This is a genomic window from Dehalobacter sp. (assembly GCA_023667845.1).
GTDB lineage: Bacteria > Bacillota > Desulfitobacteriia > Desulfitobacteriales > Syntrophobotulaceae > Dehalobacter.
Map to the genome: position 1 here is coordinate 223,599 of JAMPIU010000143.1, position 15,438 is coordinate 239,036.

The window sequence follows — 15,438 nt, forward strand, 5'->3', positions numbered from 1 at the left end:
GTATGCGCGTACGATTTAAAGGAGTTGTTTTTGGTGAGATGGATGAAGGAAAACAAAGGAACAAAGGAAGCTGAAATAATCGTAGCTGTTCCTAATGTCTGGCTGCGGCTACCGATTGTCGATTTGCTTTTCTTGATGAGGAAAGGGTATATTCACGTCAAAAGCATGACGGAATTATATGAAAGGGTGAAAAAAAAATCCGGCGGTATCTTAATTATTGACATTTTCGCCTATAAGGAAAGCTGTCCAGATACCATAGCCCGCCTCAAAACGGAAAACCCCACGCTTGCAATTGTTCTTCTCCTTTCCAGGGACGAGTCAGTCTATGCTCATTATTCAGAAAGCATCGACGCTTGTTTCATTGTTGAAAAGGAAAAAGCGGACAAAATGCTTTTGCCTGCCCTTCACCAAGCCTTGCAAAAACAACAAATGCTTTTAAACGAAAAGGAGGTAAATTTGATGGGAAAAGAAGATGGAAACATTCTCAGGAGAAATTTTGGCAGAAGAACCTTCCTTAAAGGCACGGCGGCTGCGGCAGCGATGGCTGGCGCGGTTGCGGCGTCTCCGGGAAGTACGGTACTGCAGGCTTTGGCTGCAGGTGATGACGCGCAAACTACTAGCCTAGAGGAGCAAATTTTCGCGGGTGCCTGCCCAGCCTGTTGTCTTGGCGGCTGTAGCCTCAATGTACATGTCAGGAATGGGAAAATCGTTAAAACATCTAAGCGGGATTTTCCAGATAAGAAATGGAATCGTATTTGTGGGAAAGGTCTTTCACACGCACAACGAACCTATGAAGAAAGGCGCCTGAAATATCCGATGCGTAGAGTCGGGGAACGTGGTGAAGGCAAATGGGAGCAGCTTTCATGGGATGAAGCCATTCGATATATTTGTGAAAAGTGGAAAGGTTATCAACAGGAGTTTGGTAATTCCAGTATTGCCTATTCCTTTGGTGGAGGAAATTCAACAGTATGCGTAAACAATTATTATAAGAGGCTGTTTAATTGGATGGGGGGCACCTTTCTTTTTCATATGTTTGATATGGCGGCAGTGGACTCTGGGGGTAGATCATTTGGCTACGGACCTTGGTTCTTCGGGAATGCTATTCCTGATATAATAAACGCCAAATACATCTTTATGTGGGGGACCAATCCTACCTCGTCGTACAAGCAAAATTGGCATTTTGTACAGGAAGCGGTTGAAAACGGGTCAAAGTTGATCGTTATTGACCCAAATTACACAACTACCGCATCTAAGGGAACCCAGTTTGTACCGATTCGGATGGCGACCGACGCTGCGCTAGCTATGGCAATGATTAATATTGTTGTTAAGGAAGGTTTAACAGATAAGGAATTTATTGCTCAAAATACCGTTGGCCCCTTCTTAGTAAAAGAAAGCGATGGTTTATATTTGCGCCAGAGTGATCTCGGAGGAGCAGCCAATGCTGAAAATAACGCGATTGTTGTCAGAGGAGCCGACGGGAAAGTCGGTTTGCCTTCAGAAATTCTCAACCCCGTTATTAATGGTACGTTTGAGATTAATGGCGTTAAAGTAACCACCGCTTATGATTTGCTGTTGGAAAGAACAGCCGAATGGACGCCTGAAAAAGCCTCTGAGCTTTGCGACATTCCCGTGGAGACCATCTATGAACTTGCTCGTATGTTTGCTGCCGGTCCTACTACCATATATACCTCTAATGGGATTGACCATACGGGTAATGGAGCACCAGCATATATGGCAATGTATGCTTTGGCTATGATAACAGGTCAAGTGGCGAAGCCTGGAGCAGGACTTAATGGTGATGAGTCCATGGCTTTAGGAACGATATTCGATTGTTCAAGTATTATCTACCCGCCGGGGAAAGTTCCCGGGCCAGTTGTTCCTTCACTTAAGTTACTTGATGTTTTGAATGAAGGCAAAATTGGTGATACTCCTTTAACGTTAAAAAGTTTATATCTTAGCACTTCAAACTTTCTTCGGGCTCAGTCCGAGAGAAAAGCTGGGATTGAAGCATTCAAAAAGCTGGACTTGGTTGTTATTGCCGATCAATATATGAGCGATACCGCCAAATATGCAGATATCGTTTTACCTGTATGCGGATACTTTGAATATGAAAGCGTACTCACTATGTTTAACCCATTTGCTAAAATGACTGAAAAGGCAATAGACCCTCTTTATGAGAGCAAACCAGATTTGGAAATCATCAATTTACTAGGAAAAGGTATGGGTCTTGGGGATGAGTTCGTAGTTACCAGAGATGAGTTTTACACAAAACTTATGGATAACGATGCCTGTAAGGCGGTCGGCATTAGTTGGGAGAATTTGAAAAAGGAAAAGACAATGCGCTATATGCCGGATGACTATATTCATGGAGCATATGCCAGGTCAGGTGGCGGAGCCGCATTTATGACTGGTGCAGAAGCTCACTCGGGAAATGGTTCTTTCCCGACTGCTACCGGACGTGCCCAATTCTATCAGGAAGCCTTTAAACCCTATCTCGATTATGGTCAAAAAATTGATCAGAAAAAAGAGAGTTTGCCTTATTGGGAACCGCCAATAGAAGCTTGGCAAGATAATCCGTTGTCTTCCAAATATCCTTTAATCTTCGCCACAGAACGGAGTAGATTAAAAGCAAATACCGGTTTTACCCATGTTCAGTGGTTATTAGAAATAATGCCAGAACCTTTTGCCAAGATCAATCCTCAGGATGCGGCTGCGCGTGGGATTGTCCAAGGAGATACAATAAAGGTTATTAATGATCGGGGTCATATGGTTTTGAAAGCATTTGTGACTGCAGCTGTTCGCCCTGGAATGATAGTTCTCAACCATGGGTTTGAGCATGATCAGTTTATTGATGGAGACGAAGGTGATTTAACCTCCAGAGCGTTTAATCCTGCGGTCCCCAATAATGCCTACTATGATGTCTTGTGCGAAGTTAAAAAAATGTAAAGGGGGAATAAACAATGCGTTATGGAATGGCGATAGATTTAAAACGTTGTATTGGTTGTCATGCCTGTTCGGTGGCCTGTAAGTCCAATAACAACTTGCCTAATCATATTTGGTGGAACAAGGTATTGACCGTTGGCGGAGAGGGAATGGATACGGCATCGGGCACATACCCTAATGCAAAAATACAGTATGTACCGATGAACTGTCAGCACTGTGAAAATCCTGCTTGTGTCAAGGCTTGTCCTGTAGGAGCTACCTACAAACGGGATGAGGACGGAATTGTCATTCAGGATTATGATAAATGTATTGGCTGCAGGATGTGCATGGTGGCCTGCCCTTACAGTGCCCGCAGCTTTAATTGGAGCAAGCCGGAGTATTATTTAGAGCATACGCTGGGTGATATCGATGCCCCGGTGCATCAGTATAATGTGGTGGAAAAGTGTACTTTTTGCGTGAACCGGATTGCCAGAGGTGCAGAGCCGGCGTGTATGGAGCTTTGTATCGGTCGTGCCCGCTACTGGGGAGATTTGGACGATCCGAACAGTGAAGTCAGCAAAGCGATCCAAGGCCGCAACTATGTCAAGATGCTTGAAGAAAAAGGTACCGGCCCGTCCGTGTACTATTTAACTTAAGAAAGGGGCTAATAAAATGAATGCAAAAGTGGCGAAGCAAGGTGGTTCAAAACTTTGGTTGATTATTTTCGCCCTTCTGTCAGTGATTGGCCTGGCTTGCTGGGTTTTGCAGCTGACCAAGGGTTTGCAGCTGACCAATTTGGATAACAATAATTGCTGGGGACTTTATATTATCGGGTTCATGCTTTTCACAGGTATAGCAGCAGGTTCTCTGATCTTTTCCTCCTCCGCCTACCTTTTCAAAGGGATGGCGGAATATAAGCCTTTTACAAGGATAGCGGCCTTCGTCGGGGCTATCGGCAGTGTAGTTGCCGCCGGACTCTTCATCATTGTGGATATCGGCAATCCGGAAAGAGTCTGGAATATTATTCTTAGCGCTAATATTGAATCCCCGATGTTTTGGGATACTGTGATTTTAGCAGCCTATGTTGTCATCGGCATTGTATTTACACGTCAGTTAATTATGGCGGAACAGGGCGAAAAAGAGGAGAAGGCCTTGTACGGCATTTCTCTGGTAGCCTTTATTGCGGGTTTATTCGTGACGGTTACCTCCTTCGCCTTCTCGATGCAGGTAGCCAGACCCTTGTGGAATAACCCGGTAGAACCGCTGTCATTTTTGGCGGCAGCCCTAGTGGCAGCGTTGGCATTGCTGATTATCCTCTTTGCGATACTTAATAAGAGCGGTTATATAGAGATAAGCAACGAAAAACTATCTAAACTGGGCAAGCTGGCCGGAGCATTTCTCGCGGTCGAATTGATGGTAGTCTTCGGTGAAGCAGCGATCGGTTTGTATGCCGGTGCTGGAGATGAATATAAGATCCTTAACTGGTTGGTACTCGGTAAAGGGGCACCACTCTTCTGGATAGAACTAATTGCTATTGCAACAGGTGTGGTTCTCCTGCTCAACAAGGGAACGCTCGTCGCAGGAGCGGGGGTCGGGATTCTTGCGATCTTCATGATTAAATACACACTTTTACAGGCCCAATTACTTAATCCACTGCTTTCTTATCCCGGTCCTGAAGGTTACGTTAGCGGTCAGGGAATCTACCTACCTTCAATAATTGAAATCGGACTAGCAGTAGGTATTATTGCCTTGGGTTGTCTACTGGTCATGATCGGTCTCAATAAGCTTGATCTCGGTGCGAACACTAATCAAAGCCTGGATAAACATAGGCTTGGCGCGAGATCTGAGCAGGCTTAGTCAGAGAATATCTCTTTTTTCGGCAAACCGGCAGGCTGATTGGTTTCAGCCTGCCGGTAAAGCAATTAATAATTAAGCGGTAAAATCTTCAATATAGAAAATGGATAGGAGAGAAAAAATGGTAAACACGCAAGAAGTAAACACGCAAGAACAAGAAATTCGAAGATCTTTGGCAGCATCCGATATGTATCAATTGTTGTCTATGTTTTTTCGCCTACCCACAGTGGAAATGGCTACTGCCTTGTTAAACGGAAGTCTAGCGGAAGATGTTATAGCTATTTACTGCGAGCTGAATTTCTCAATAGAAGAGATTCAACACATTAAAACCAAATTTACAACGTTCCAGAATGATGAAAAGACAAAGGAAGAGCTTCTTACAGAGATACGCCAAGAGTATACACGATTGTTTACCAATCCGAAAAAACCGGCAATGGATATCTATGAAACATTGTTTTGCTTTAATCCCGAAAAGAATGAAGGAAGCCCCAGTCTTTTCATTAGCCCGGCGGCTCTTGATGCAGAGCGTTGTTATAAGAAGGCTGGACTAATGATGACTAAGGAGGTCAACGAACCTGGTGACCATATGTCCACTGAGATGGAATTCATGATGTATCTTTATCTGGAAAAGGCCAGAGCCTTACAGGAAAACAATCAAGAAAAACTTGATAGGAGAGAGGCGGAAATCCAAGAATTTTCAGAAGTACATTTGAAGAAATGGGCAAAACAGTTCTTTAATCATTGCATTACCTTAAGTAACAGCGAGGTTTACCGTACTCTCGGAGAAATAGGAAGCGCTTTTATGCGAGAAATGCTGGTTAAAAACTATTAAAAATTTCTCCTAAGAAATAGGGGTGTTTGCATGAGATTCGAAAAAGGTTTTTCGATTAAGATAGCCGAGAATAGATGTTTAAACCAGACTCATCATGCAGTAGAATGCAATCATTGCATAGAGAATTGTCCCTCAAAGGCTATTTTATTACATGAACATAGCGTTTATCTGAATAAAGACTTATGTTGTGGTTGTGGGTTATGTTTTAATGATTGTCCAACCCAGGTCTTTAGCTCCAGTCTATGGGATGAGACCTCAATAGTGGAAGAAGTAGAGGAACAGAAATGGAAAGCTACAGAGTTTTTTTGTGGTAAACATTCGTCTCCTTTTAATAAAGACAAGACGTGGAAAATGGGAGCAGTACAATTACCGGCTTGTCTAAGTATGATTTCTAAGGGAGCTTGGTATGAATTCGGCTTAAAAACAGCAATTGAACTCCATTTGGACCAGTGTGAGGGGTGTTCTATGTCTTGCACTTTATCCCGGTTGGACTTCAATGTAGGGACAGCGGCTGAATGGTTGGAGGCTTCAGGGTGTACACCGGAAATCAGCTATATACACCAGAGTAGTAAGGGTAAAACCAAAAAAAATCTTAAAGCGATCGAAACCGGACTCAAAGTTACTTCACGACGGGATTTGTTTTTGTCTGTGATAGGCAAAGGCAGGCAGATAAGCGAAAACATACGTAACAATACAAAATCTTTCTCTAAGGAACGTGATCAAGAACGACGAAATAGTTATTTGCCTGATTGGCAGAAACGTCTGGCTGAAGTGTATCCTAATAACAGGATTAAAGGCGCTTCTCCAGCTTATTGGCCAACAATTCAAATAAATGACAAATGCGTAAATTGTGGAATGTGTACTAATTTTTGTCCCTCAAAGACCTTGAAAAATACTGTAGAAGGCGGTATCTGTACGCGCTATTTTACCAGTGGGTTGTGTTTGGACTGCCGGATTTGCCAATTGTTTTGTCCGAGAGAGGCTATAAGCAGAGACAGGGAAAAAGTTGAGAAACCCTTTGAAGCAACTACACTCTTCAGTGCGGCTGCTATAAAATGCCGGCGATGCACGAGTATTACCTTTGATAATACCAGGCATTTATGTTATTGGTGCCGGGAAGAAACCGCTATTGATGATGAGATTAAAGAAAAATACAGAAAACTATTACTTTAGATGGTGGGAGTTAAGTGAATAAGGAGAAGCAAAGAGACAAAAAGCTCATAGGTATTACGGTATTGCTACTCATTTTTGCTGTCATTTATCAACATTTTGCTAACGAAAAAGATACCTTGTCGGTTCTAAGACAGGGAGAACCGGCGGCAGCACGTTTTGAAAATGCAGGTGGAAACTATCCCAGCTATAAATTATGGGATGCCCAAGAAAACTTTTTGGGATACGGTGTAATTGCCGGTGCTTCTGGTTATGGCGGCAAACTCTCAGTACTCAGTGTCTTGAATCCGGCAGGACAAATCACCAAGGTTTCTCTAACCGAAAATAGTGAAACGCCTTTGTACTTGAATAAAGTCCTAGCCACTGGATTTTTGCAAAAGATTCTTGGAAGAAATCCTGAGCAAGGATTTGGGGATATCAATGCGGTGTCCGGAGCAACCATAACTTCGGAAGCGATTATTGCTGCGGTGCAAAAGGGTTCGGTCCAAATAGCGAATGAGCAACTGGGTATGAAAATTCCCAACGATGATGGCGTTAATCCAACCTGGAAGGATATGGCGGCCCTAGCCTTAGTTTTGACGGCAATCATTTGCTCTGCCAGAAAGATTAAAAAGTTACGCCCATGGCTGTTATTTTTATCCGTAATTTTCATTGGATTTATTTTAAATAATTCTTTAACTTTCAGTAACTTTGTCAGTCTTTTCTCGGGTAACCTGCCGTCATTTGTAGAACGCCCGATTTGGTACCTGATGGTACCCGGTATCCTGATTATTACGCTGTTCCGGGGGGAGAATTTTTATTGCAGTTGGCTTTGTCCTTTTGGTGCGGTTCAGGAGGGAATATATCGCAGTCTAAACCTGTTTAAGTTTTCCCCTTCTCAAAACATCCAATCAAAAGTCGGTAAATATCGCTGGTGGATGTTGTGGGTAGCGGCCATGACCGCGTTAATTTTTAATAATGCCGGGATTGCCAGCTACGAACCGTTCTCTGTTTGCTTTGACGGCAGTGGGAATATTGCTCAATGGATCATCATGTCGATCATCCTGTTGATGTCAATTGCTTTGTTTCGTTTCTGGTGCCATAGTTTTTGTCCAGTAGGTTTGATGCTGGATTTTATGGCGCGCCTTCAACGGAAATTAAAGAGAAAGAAAATAGAGATTAGGGAAAATGCAAATTGTAATCATTGTGACAATGCTTCTTGTCCCCAAAAGATTTCCGGGATGAGTCGACAGGATAAGTTATACCTTGTTCTTGTTTCCATAGTAAATATAATCATTCTTATTGCTTTATTACTTAATATTAGCAGTATGTCCTAGTTTAGATTCACAAAAAAAGAATGGGTATCGGAATGTCCGAGCTCATGCTTATATTCATAACTGGGATAAAAACAGGCGTATTGCCATCTTCATCTGACATCAAATATTTTCCTTCTGTTATGAAAAAACTGGTGGACAATGACTTGTTCATCAGTTTCTTTTAAAGATTAGTTTCAATCTAGTATTCATTTATTATTCACATTGGATAGCGTAAATGGTTTTGTCAAAATTATTAGATCAAACGTACATTCATATTCACGGTTGGATGATCTTCAATGGAATCTTGGATGAGATTATTACTATAGGATTTTTGGGATTTTTGGTGTTTTAGATAATGAGCATAGTGTTGCAGCCATAAGGCATGAAATTCCTTATCAATCTTAAAGTCTAGGAGCTTATCTAATAAATCTGAATTTAGATTTTCTTCTACTAAGTCGGCGTATATTTCCAATATCTGATTTTCTAAAGCAAACCCAATCTTACAGATATTTTCCTGCCCGGCTAATTCAATCGCCTCCCCGATAATGCTCCCGGCAATGTCGGCAATACTTGCTGTGATTAGCGGGATGTCTACGTTATGTTCACGAAAAAGCTCAGTAAAAAATTTGGCATGCTTTTTATCAGCTTCAACGATTTTGAATAGAGCTTTGTTAAATACCGGGTCGTCGTTTTCAGACAATTGGGACTGATAATAATGGATCTGAAGGTTCTCCAACTCGTAGATCCTTTTTAATTTTGCTGTTCGTTTTTCATCCATTTTAAATCTCCTATAGAAGAGTAAGTATTCATTTAGAAGAGTAAGTATTCATTAGTTTTCTCTGGTTTTATAAAAATTATTTGCCAATTATCTTTCAAATTGCATGCCGAGAATAATGGCACTATCTCATAAATCAGATCAAATTGATTTCACTAAGCAAGAAATGTTGGATACTGCGATAAAATTTATTGCTTAGTTGGCAGAATAACAAAAAATTGGTATTGATACCCGCGGTAATAAGTGGTATGTTTTTTATGGCACAAAATCAAAATGGGGTGAATGTAATGGTTGAAAAAAAGAGAAAGAAGAAAAAACTGAAAAAAGTTTTTATGATCATAGCACTGGTAATCGCAGGCATTGTTGCCGGGACGGCAGCATTTGCCTTCTATTTCGCGAAGGGAGGCAATCTGCCCGGCGACAGTGTGAATTTGAACGATCGGGTCAGTATTCTTTTGATAGGGACGGATAAAAGGCCAGGGGCAAGTTCTTACAATTCGGACTCGATTATTGTAGCCAGCTTTGACCCGAAGACGAAACTTATTTCCTTACTGTCCATTCCGAGAGACACCCGGGTAACGCTCCCCGGATCAAAAAGCTATTGTAAGATCAATGCCGTTCCCATGTTAAAAGGGATTCCGGAGCTGGAAAAACAGGTTACCGAACTGACCGGTATTGAGCTGGACGGGTATGTCCTGACGAATTTTAATGGGTTCAAGGACATGATCGATACGCTGGACGGGATCACCATTGACGTGGAAAAAGACATGAAGTATGAGACCGGGGATAAAGAGGACGGCTATATCAACCTAAAAGCCGGGGTACAGGAATTAGACGGGACAAAAGCGCTCCAATATGCCCGTTTCCGTCATGACGCAACCGCCGATATCGGGAGAACCGCCAGGCAGCAGAAAGTACTGACCGCTGTAGGTAAAAAAATGCTTCAGCCTGCCACCATATTAAAATTGCCCGAGCTAATTCCGGAATTAATGAAGGCTGTGGAAACAGACTTGTCTCTGAAAGATCTCCTAAAACTCGCCGGGGCGGCCAAGTCCTTTGAAGATGCAACGATCGTGACCCAAACACTGCCCGGCGATGCGATTAATCTTGACGGGTTAAGCTACTGGGAGGTAAACAGAGACGCAGCCAAAGAAGTCGCTCAGAACCTTCTTTTGGGTAAAACCACCGATAAAGTCTGGGACAGTACGGTCCTTGCCTCCTTGGATCCGGAAGTTAAATCCCACCTTGCGGCCCCATCTACGGCAGCTGGGATTGATATACCGGAAATACCCGGCGTAACTGCACCTGAACCGGGAGCGATACCCGTGACGACGATCCAAACGGAGCAGTATTCGGGGACAATCACCTGGTCGCCTGCCGACAGTACCTTTGTTGCAGGTCAGGAATATACAGCGACGATTACGCTCATTCCTAAAGCAGGGTATACCTTAAAAGGCGTCGGTGCGAACTTCTTTACCGTACCGGGAGCAACAGCGCATAATGCTGCAGGATCCGGGGTCATTACGGCGGTGTTCCCGGCGTCATCACCTATAGCGTCAGCAGCCACCATCGACATTTCGGGAATAGCCGGGGTTACACCGCCCGCACCGGGAGCGGCACCTGTGACAGCGATCACCGAAACGGAGCAGTATACGGGGTCGGTCACCTGGACACCGGCCGACGCCCTCTTTGTGGAAGGCCAGCAATACACAGCGACCATCACACTGGTTCCGAAAGAAGGATATACCTTGGAAGGCATTGGCGCAAACTATTTCACAGTACCGGGCGCAACAGCGACAAATGCGGCCGGATCAGGGGTCATAACAGCGGTGTTTCTACGATGATGCCGTATACCAATACCGTATTAACCAGCCGGGGTTGTCCTTTTCAGTGTGAATTTTGCTAAAATAGCGGTGCTTATGTTCATAAAGTATTTTGAAATAAACCGATTAAACATGTAATTCAGAAAGAAATTGAAGAACTTCCAACAAAACTGCCTTTGAAGTCGGATTGAAGAGATCCTGATTTCAAAGGCAGAATACTGCGTACGGCGGAACGGTTTTGGTCACGTTTTGTTTGTAATGGTGATTCGGGGGAGAGCGGTCTTTTGTCCGCTGCTATTCTGAGTTACCGGGAAAATGGAGGTTATATTCATAACCGGGATAAAGACAGGCGTATTGCCATCTGCATCAGACAGGACCAAGATGCCATATTCATTTTTATAAACCAGTCCTGAAGCCTGAACGATAGACCCCAAATACATTTGGACATCTGTTGAAACCGGCACATAGTCGTGATAAGCAGTAATCAGGTTTTTGTCACAACCGTCTGGGAACTGTGGCGGGGGCAGGTAGGTGATCGAAGGATCGTATACCGTTCCATCGCCTGTATAAATTGCGGCAATGGCATTGAGCGGAATCGCTTCTTGCTGTCCGTTATCAAGCAAAATAAAAATCATTCCATAGGTTCCTTCGGGGGATACATACAGTTGATACGGAGTTCCGGTGATCGCGGAAGGACTAAAACCTGTTAAAAAAACGGACATGGTATTTGTCGGATACAAGGTGATCAGCTGCTCAATAAGGTGCGCCAACTGCGCATAGCTGAAGCAAAGCGCGGTATCCGGTTTCACCGGGGTGTAAGTTAAAACTAATCTTGGATCAAATGGTTCGTAGTTGATGCTATTCGTGGCAACGGCAACGACAGAAGTGCCGTCAGAATTTGTCAGTGCGATGCCGTTGTTGGAATAAGCTCCGTTCAGCCAATCATTGATCAGCGTTGTGACATCAATTTGGACAGTGGTATATAAATCTTCTGTTGTAATATCAATCCCGGATGGTGTTGCGGTGAAAGCAGGACGTGTATTGTAAGTCACGGTGGCTGTACTAAATGGATCGGTTACTCTGTTGACAACAAGCGGACTTGGAGCAGCACCGCTTTTAACAATCACAGATAATTCGAGCAAGGCGCTGTCAACGGAAGTGACCGGTAACACAGGCAAAACAATTTGCAGGAAACTGATGCAGTTTTGAAATGAAGGATCTGTACCGGAATAAACCAGTGGGTAGGATGAAAAATTCATGTCGGGCAGGTAAGATGATACGAAAGTCGTATCGGGTATATTCAGGGTTAACGTAGCCATTTTCATACCTTCTCTCAAAATTAATGACTGTAACTGAAAATTCGAGTTTGTACATCATATGCTTTTTGGGACAAGATGTTTCAGGCTACGATTGATATTTCCCTTCTGTTACGAAAAAACCGGTGAACAATGACATGTTCATCCGTTTTTTTTTATATAAGTCTGAATATCAGAAAGAGGGTGCAAAGTTCGTCTAGGGTAAGGTTGGGACTCTCTGGAAAAGAATGTGACTTTTTCCAGAGCTCACTCGTTTTATGGATGAAAGGAGAATTTACCCTATGCAAGAATTGTCACCGCGGCTTACTAACACTTTTTCAACAAAATACAGTAGTTATGGCGAGATGCTTTTTAAAATCGCCATGGTTCATCTTGGAAGTAAAGAAGATGCGGAAGAAGTCATGCAAGACGCATTTTGTAAACTCTTGTACAACTCACCTGGGTTTAACGATGATCAACACGAAAAGGCCTGGCTGATCAAAATTACTGTAAATCTTTGCAAAGATAGGCTTCGGAGTGTATGGCACAAACGCGTTATAAAAATGGAGGCGATAGAAGAGTACTATGAAGATCCTATTGACAGTGATGTCATGAAGGAGATTCTTAAACTCCCTGTAAAATTAAAAGCAGTGATCTATCTGTTTTACGTTGAAGATTATTCGATTAAGCAAATATCAGAAATTCTTAAGATAAAGGAATCAGCAATAAAGATGCGCTTACATCGCGGTCGTGAAATCCTTCGAATTGAATTAAAGGGAGAATGAAAGATGAATGGAAATGATATTAAACGTGTGATTGCCAAGCTTGAACCTGACCGGGAAATGGCGGATAGAATATCAGAAAAACTAGTAAAAAAGCCGAAGCGGAGAGTTAGTATAAAACCTGCTGCTGCCATCGCTGCCGCACTTGTTATCATGATTGGGGCTGGGACTTTTGTTAATTCTAATTTCGGCAAAGTTGATCAAAATAAAGTTGGAATTTATATCCCGCAGGTACAAATATCTGAGAACACGGAAGTAAAAGCCAAAATGATCGGGCTAATCGTCTATCAAGGCAGAATATATACGCAAAGCGCCTTGCAAATTGATGCGAACAATGCGGAGAAACTGATTGGAGAAAAGCTGGGTATGACCAAGGCCAATATAACCGAATGGAGCAAGCAGGATGATTACGCTGTCGAATTGGCCTCGACGGTAGGGGTACAAGCAGTTTATACGGTTAAAGGCTATGATAAAAGTTATAGAATCATGACCTGTGAAAAAATCAACGGTGAAACTTATGCGTTTTTTTATGAGTGTTTGAACGGGTTGACAGTTAAAACCGGAAATGATATTTTTGAAAAATTTAAAATGGAAAACAATATTGAATCAGTGAAATATGAAAATTTCGGCAGCTGGAACAATGGTAAGAATGAAGTTCAATCTCTGACGAATCCGGATGGCGTCAATCACTTTCTTGCTGCTCTGGAAAACGCTGTTCCCAATACGCGGGAGAGTTTACCCGACTTATTTGAAGATCAAGGTGAAACCAGTCAAAAATTTATATACGTAACCTTGAATGACGGCAGTAAAGTCCAACTAAGGCTTTTTAAAGAGGGATATGTTTACTACAACGGTGTTGATTTATTCTTTAAAGTAGACAGCAATGCTTTTATGAGTTTTTGGAATGAATTGATTTAAAGAGGATCGCATTGACAGGAAAGAATGCAGGGAATACACGAATACGGTCCCTATTACGGTTGCAGATTCATAGGATGCAATGACCTGCGACAGACCTTATCGAAAGGGATCAAGTGAAGATGAAGATACCCGGCCGAAGGGTTAAACGTGCAGATCCCTTTTTCGGTAAAAGATATAGGTGGAGATGCAAAAGATAGAAACAAGCCCAAGCGAGAGTATGACAGCCGTTAGGTTGAGCCCATTGCCCTCTGCCAAATCAACATAACTAAAATATTTAAAAGGAGAGAGCAGGTTAAGAGCGTTCAGCTTGTCTGTTATGTCGGTTATTTTGGATATCACGAATGCAGCGAAGAGTATCCCCGCGGCAAGGGAACCGGAAGTTTTTGGATTCTTGAGGAAAGCTGACAGTGCTGTTCCAAGCGAAAGGAAGATAAGCTGAACGATAAACATGCTCAACATGAACATTACGATTTCACTTGAAATGTCATTTCCCTTATTGTAAGCAGCGACCATAACAAGGGAAGAAACAAGCGTTACAATATTCAGAATAACCACATTCACAAAGGCCGCAAGAAGCTTGGAAGTGATAATGGTATCTCTTGAGACGGGTTTGATCATCAGGAATTCGGTTGTCTTGTCTCGTTCCTCTTTGGCAACGATACCGGCTCCGAGCAAAACAGCATGGATGGCAGCTGCAATCTCAATGTAAAGAAACAACATTGCAAAATACCCGGACATCGTGGTTACATCAAATGAGCCCATTCCCAACAGTGCTTTGATGGAGTAGGGTATATTGTCAAAAATTTTGTTGTACTGTCCGCCTGCCGAATAGGCGGTATATTTGCCCATGCCGCTTAGAACCCCCAAAAACATACAAACGCACCATATGATCAACGCTTTTTTGTTGGCTTTTAATTCTCTTAAAAAAATATTCATGATCCGACCTCCCTTTTAGTGAAACCCAAAGTTAATCAGCTCACGGCATGGATATCTTTTTTGGCATAAATGATATAGGCTGTTACCGTTGCGATAATAACAATAACAGCGCCTGTGATAAGGTAGGGAGCTTCATAGTTTGAATTTCTGATAATGTAAGAAGGATTAAAATATTTAAATGGTGAGAGAAAGCGTGCGGCATCATTTTCACCGGTGGCTAAAAACGCTCCGATAAAGAAAAATCCAAAAACGACCCCGAGTGAAACCGGAAGTACGGATTTTAACTTTGGAATGATCACCGTGACCGCAGCCCCGATCGAGAAAAAAATGAGCTGAATGAAAAGTAGCGTGAGATTGATCATAAAAAGCAGCATAACGCTGAAATCAGCTGTCTTAACCATGGTGGCAAGGATGGAGGCAGCCGCATAATAAATTAAGTTCGTGATTATGAGCATGGTTAGTGCAGCCAGAAGCTTGGAGCTGACAATAGCCGAACGCGAAACAGGCTTGACGAGAAGGAAATCCGCTGTCCTTTCCCTCGTTTCTTTGGAAAGAATGGAGACGCCGAGATTCATGGCCTGAATGGCACCGCACAATGTGATGAAGGAGAATATCATCGAATAAAAGCCCAAAAGAGAGGTGATGCTGTCAAGCGAAATACCGAGTATTGCCCTCACCGACGCCGGGTAGCCGCCCAGCAGCCTTTTAAAATCTGCCGCATCATTCGCAATTGCTGGATAGACAGAAAAGTAAATCCCAGCGAGCGCAATCAAAGTGCATGTCCATAGAATCGTCGATTTTCGCAGGGAGTTAAGCTCGTGCCAGAACATATTCAT

Annotated in this window: 13 protein-coding genes; 9 read left to right on the plus strand and 4 right to left on the minus strand. The window is 42.9% G+C overall.

Annotated elements, in window-relative coordinates; all coding sequences use genetic code 11:
* Nucleotides 1–42: 42 nt before the first annotated feature.
* From NC238_11910 to NC238_11935, 6 genes are all read left to right on the plus strand, one after another.
* Complete coding sequence (locus NC238_11910; GenBank protein MCM1566622.1) at nucleotides 43–2,946, plus strand: molybdopterin-dependent oxidoreductase; 2,904 nt, start codon at nucleotides 43–45, stop codon at nucleotides 2,944–2,946.
* Between the two features lie 14 nt (nucleotides 2,947–2,960).
* Entirely contained in the window at nucleotides 2,961–3,578 is a 618-nt protein-coding gene (locus tag NC238_11915) for a 4Fe-4S dicluster domain-containing protein (GenBank protein MCM1566623.1), read from the plus strand.
* Nucleotides 3,579–3,594: 16 nt separating this feature from the next.
* On the plus strand, nucleotides 3,595–4,779 hold the full coding sequence (gene nrfD, locus NC238_11920; GenBank protein ID MCM1566624.1) for a polysulfide reductase NrfD: 1,185 nt from the start codon (nucleotides 3,595–3,597) through the stop codon (nucleotides 4,777–4,779).
* Between the two features lie 118 nt (nucleotides 4,780–4,897).
* Nucleotides 4,898–5,608, plus strand: coding sequence for a molecular chaperone TorD family protein (locus NC238_11925; GenBank protein MCM1566625.1), 711 nt, complete (start codon nucleotides 4,898–4,900; stop codon nucleotides 5,606–5,608).
* 30 nt (nucleotides 5,609–5,638) lie between these two features.
* Nucleotides 5,639–6,781, plus strand: coding sequence for a 4Fe-4S binding protein (locus tag NC238_11930; GenBank protein ID MCM1566626.1), 1,143 nt, complete (start codon nucleotides 5,639–5,641; stop codon nucleotides 6,779–6,781).
* A 14-nt stretch (nucleotides 6,782–6,795) separates the two neighbouring features.
* A complete protein-coding gene (locus NC238_11935; protein MCM1566627.1) occupies nucleotides 6,796–8,094 on the plus strand; it encodes a 4Fe-4S binding protein in 1,299 nt (432 codons plus the stop codon).
* 232 nt (nucleotides 8,095–8,326) lie between these two features.
* Here the strand turns inward: NC238_11935 and NC238_11940 are convergent, their stop codons facing one another.
* Nucleotides 8,327–8,851, minus strand: coding sequence for a demethoxyubiquinone hydroxylase family protein (locus NC238_11940; GenBank protein ID MCM1566628.1), 525 nt, complete (start codon nucleotides 8,849–8,851; stop codon nucleotides 8,327–8,329).
* A 284-nt stretch (nucleotides 8,852–9,135) separates the two neighbouring features.
* On the opposite strand from NC238_11940, the gene NC238_11945 reads away from it, so the two are divergent.
* On the plus strand, nucleotides 9,136–10,692 hold the full coding sequence (locus tag NC238_11945) for an LCP family protein (GenBank protein ID MCM1566629.1): 1,557 nt from the start codon (nucleotides 9,136–9,138) through the stop codon (nucleotides 10,690–10,692).
* A gap of 221 nt (nucleotides 10,693–10,913) precedes the next feature.
* On the opposite strand, the gene NC238_11950 is transcribed toward NC238_11945, so the two are convergent.
* Nucleotides 10,914–11,990: a DNRLRE domain-containing protein gene (locus tag NC238_11950; protein MCM1566630.1), complete on the minus strand. Its 1,077-nt coding sequence runs from the start codon at nucleotides 11,988–11,990 to the stop codon at nucleotides 10,914–10,916.
* Nucleotides 11,991–12,268: 278 nt separating this feature from the next.
* Between NC238_11950 and NC238_11955 the strand changes: the two genes are divergently transcribed.
* Both NC238_11955 and NC238_11960 read left to right on the plus strand, forming a co-directional pair.
* Nucleotides 12,269–12,751 carry an RNA polymerase sigma factor gene (locus NC238_11955; protein ID MCM1566631.1) on the plus strand — a complete coding sequence of 161 codons (483 nt, stop codon included), beginning with the start codon at nucleotides 12,269–12,271 and terminating at the stop codon, nucleotides 12,749–12,751.
* Between the two features lie 3 nt (nucleotides 12,752–12,754).
* Nucleotides 12,755–13,666, plus strand: coding sequence for a hypothetical protein (locus tag NC238_11960; protein MCM1566632.1), 912 nt, complete (start codon nucleotides 12,755–12,757; stop codon nucleotides 13,664–13,666).
* Nucleotides 13,667–13,807: 141 nt separating this feature from the next.
* Here the strand turns inward: NC238_11960 and NC238_11965 are convergent, their stop codons facing one another.
* Both NC238_11965 and NC238_11970 read right to left on the minus strand, forming a co-directional pair.
* A complete protein-coding gene (locus NC238_11965; protein MCM1566633.1) occupies nucleotides 13,808–14,602 on the minus strand; it encodes an ABC transporter permease in 795 nt (264 codons plus the stop codon).
* 35 nt (nucleotides 14,603–14,637) lie between these two features.
* Complete coding sequence (locus NC238_11970; protein ID MCM1566634.1) at nucleotides 14,638–15,438, minus strand: ABC transporter permease; 801 nt, start codon at nucleotides 15,436–15,438, stop codon at nucleotides 14,638–14,640.

Bases quoted from the DNA above. Each gene is read 5' to 3' on its own strand.
- NC238_11910 (MCM1566622.1), top strand. From the start codon at position 43: ATGAAGGAAAACAAAGGAACAAAGGAAGCTGAAATAATCGTAGCTGTT.
- NC238_11915 (MCM1566623.1), top strand. From the start codon at position 2,961: ATGCGTTATGGAATGGCGATAGATTTAAAACGTTGTATTGGTTGTCAT.
- nrfD (MCM1566624.1), top strand. From the start codon at position 3,595: ATGAATGCAAAAGTGGCGAAGCAAGGTGGTTCAAAACTTTGGTTGATT.
- NC238_11925 (MCM1566625.1), top strand. From the start codon at position 4,898: ATGGTAAACACGCAAGAAGTAAACACGCAAGAACAAGAAATTCGAAGA.
- NC238_11930 (MCM1566626.1), top strand. From the start codon at position 5,639: ATGAGATTCGAAAAAGGTTTTTCGATTAAGATAGCCGAGAATAGATGT.
- NC238_11940 (MCM1566628.1), bottom strand. From the start codon at position 8,851: ATGGATGAAAAACGAACAGCAAAATTAAAAAGGATCTACGAGTTGGAG.
- NC238_11945 (MCM1566629.1), top strand. From the start codon at position 9,136: ATGGTTGAAAAAAAGAGAAAGAAGAAAAAACTGAAAAAAGTTTTTATG.
- NC238_11950 (MCM1566630.1), bottom strand. From the start codon at position 11,990: ATGGCTACGTTAACCCTGAATATACCCGATACGACTTTCGTATCATCT.
- NC238_11955 (MCM1566631.1), top strand. From the start codon at position 12,269: ATGCAAGAATTGTCACCGCGGCTTACTAACACTTTTTCAACAAAATAC.
- NC238_11960 (MCM1566632.1), top strand. From the start codon at position 12,755: ATGAATGGAAATGATATTAAACGTGTGATTGCCAAGCTTGAACCTGAC.
- NC238_11965 (MCM1566633.1), bottom strand. From the start codon at position 14,602: ATGAATATTTTTTTAAGAGAATTAAAAGCCAACAAAAAAGCGTTGATC.
- NC238_11970 (MCM1566634.1), bottom strand. From the start codon at position 15,438: ATGAATATGTTCTGGCACGAGCTTAACTCCCTGCGAAAATCGACGATT.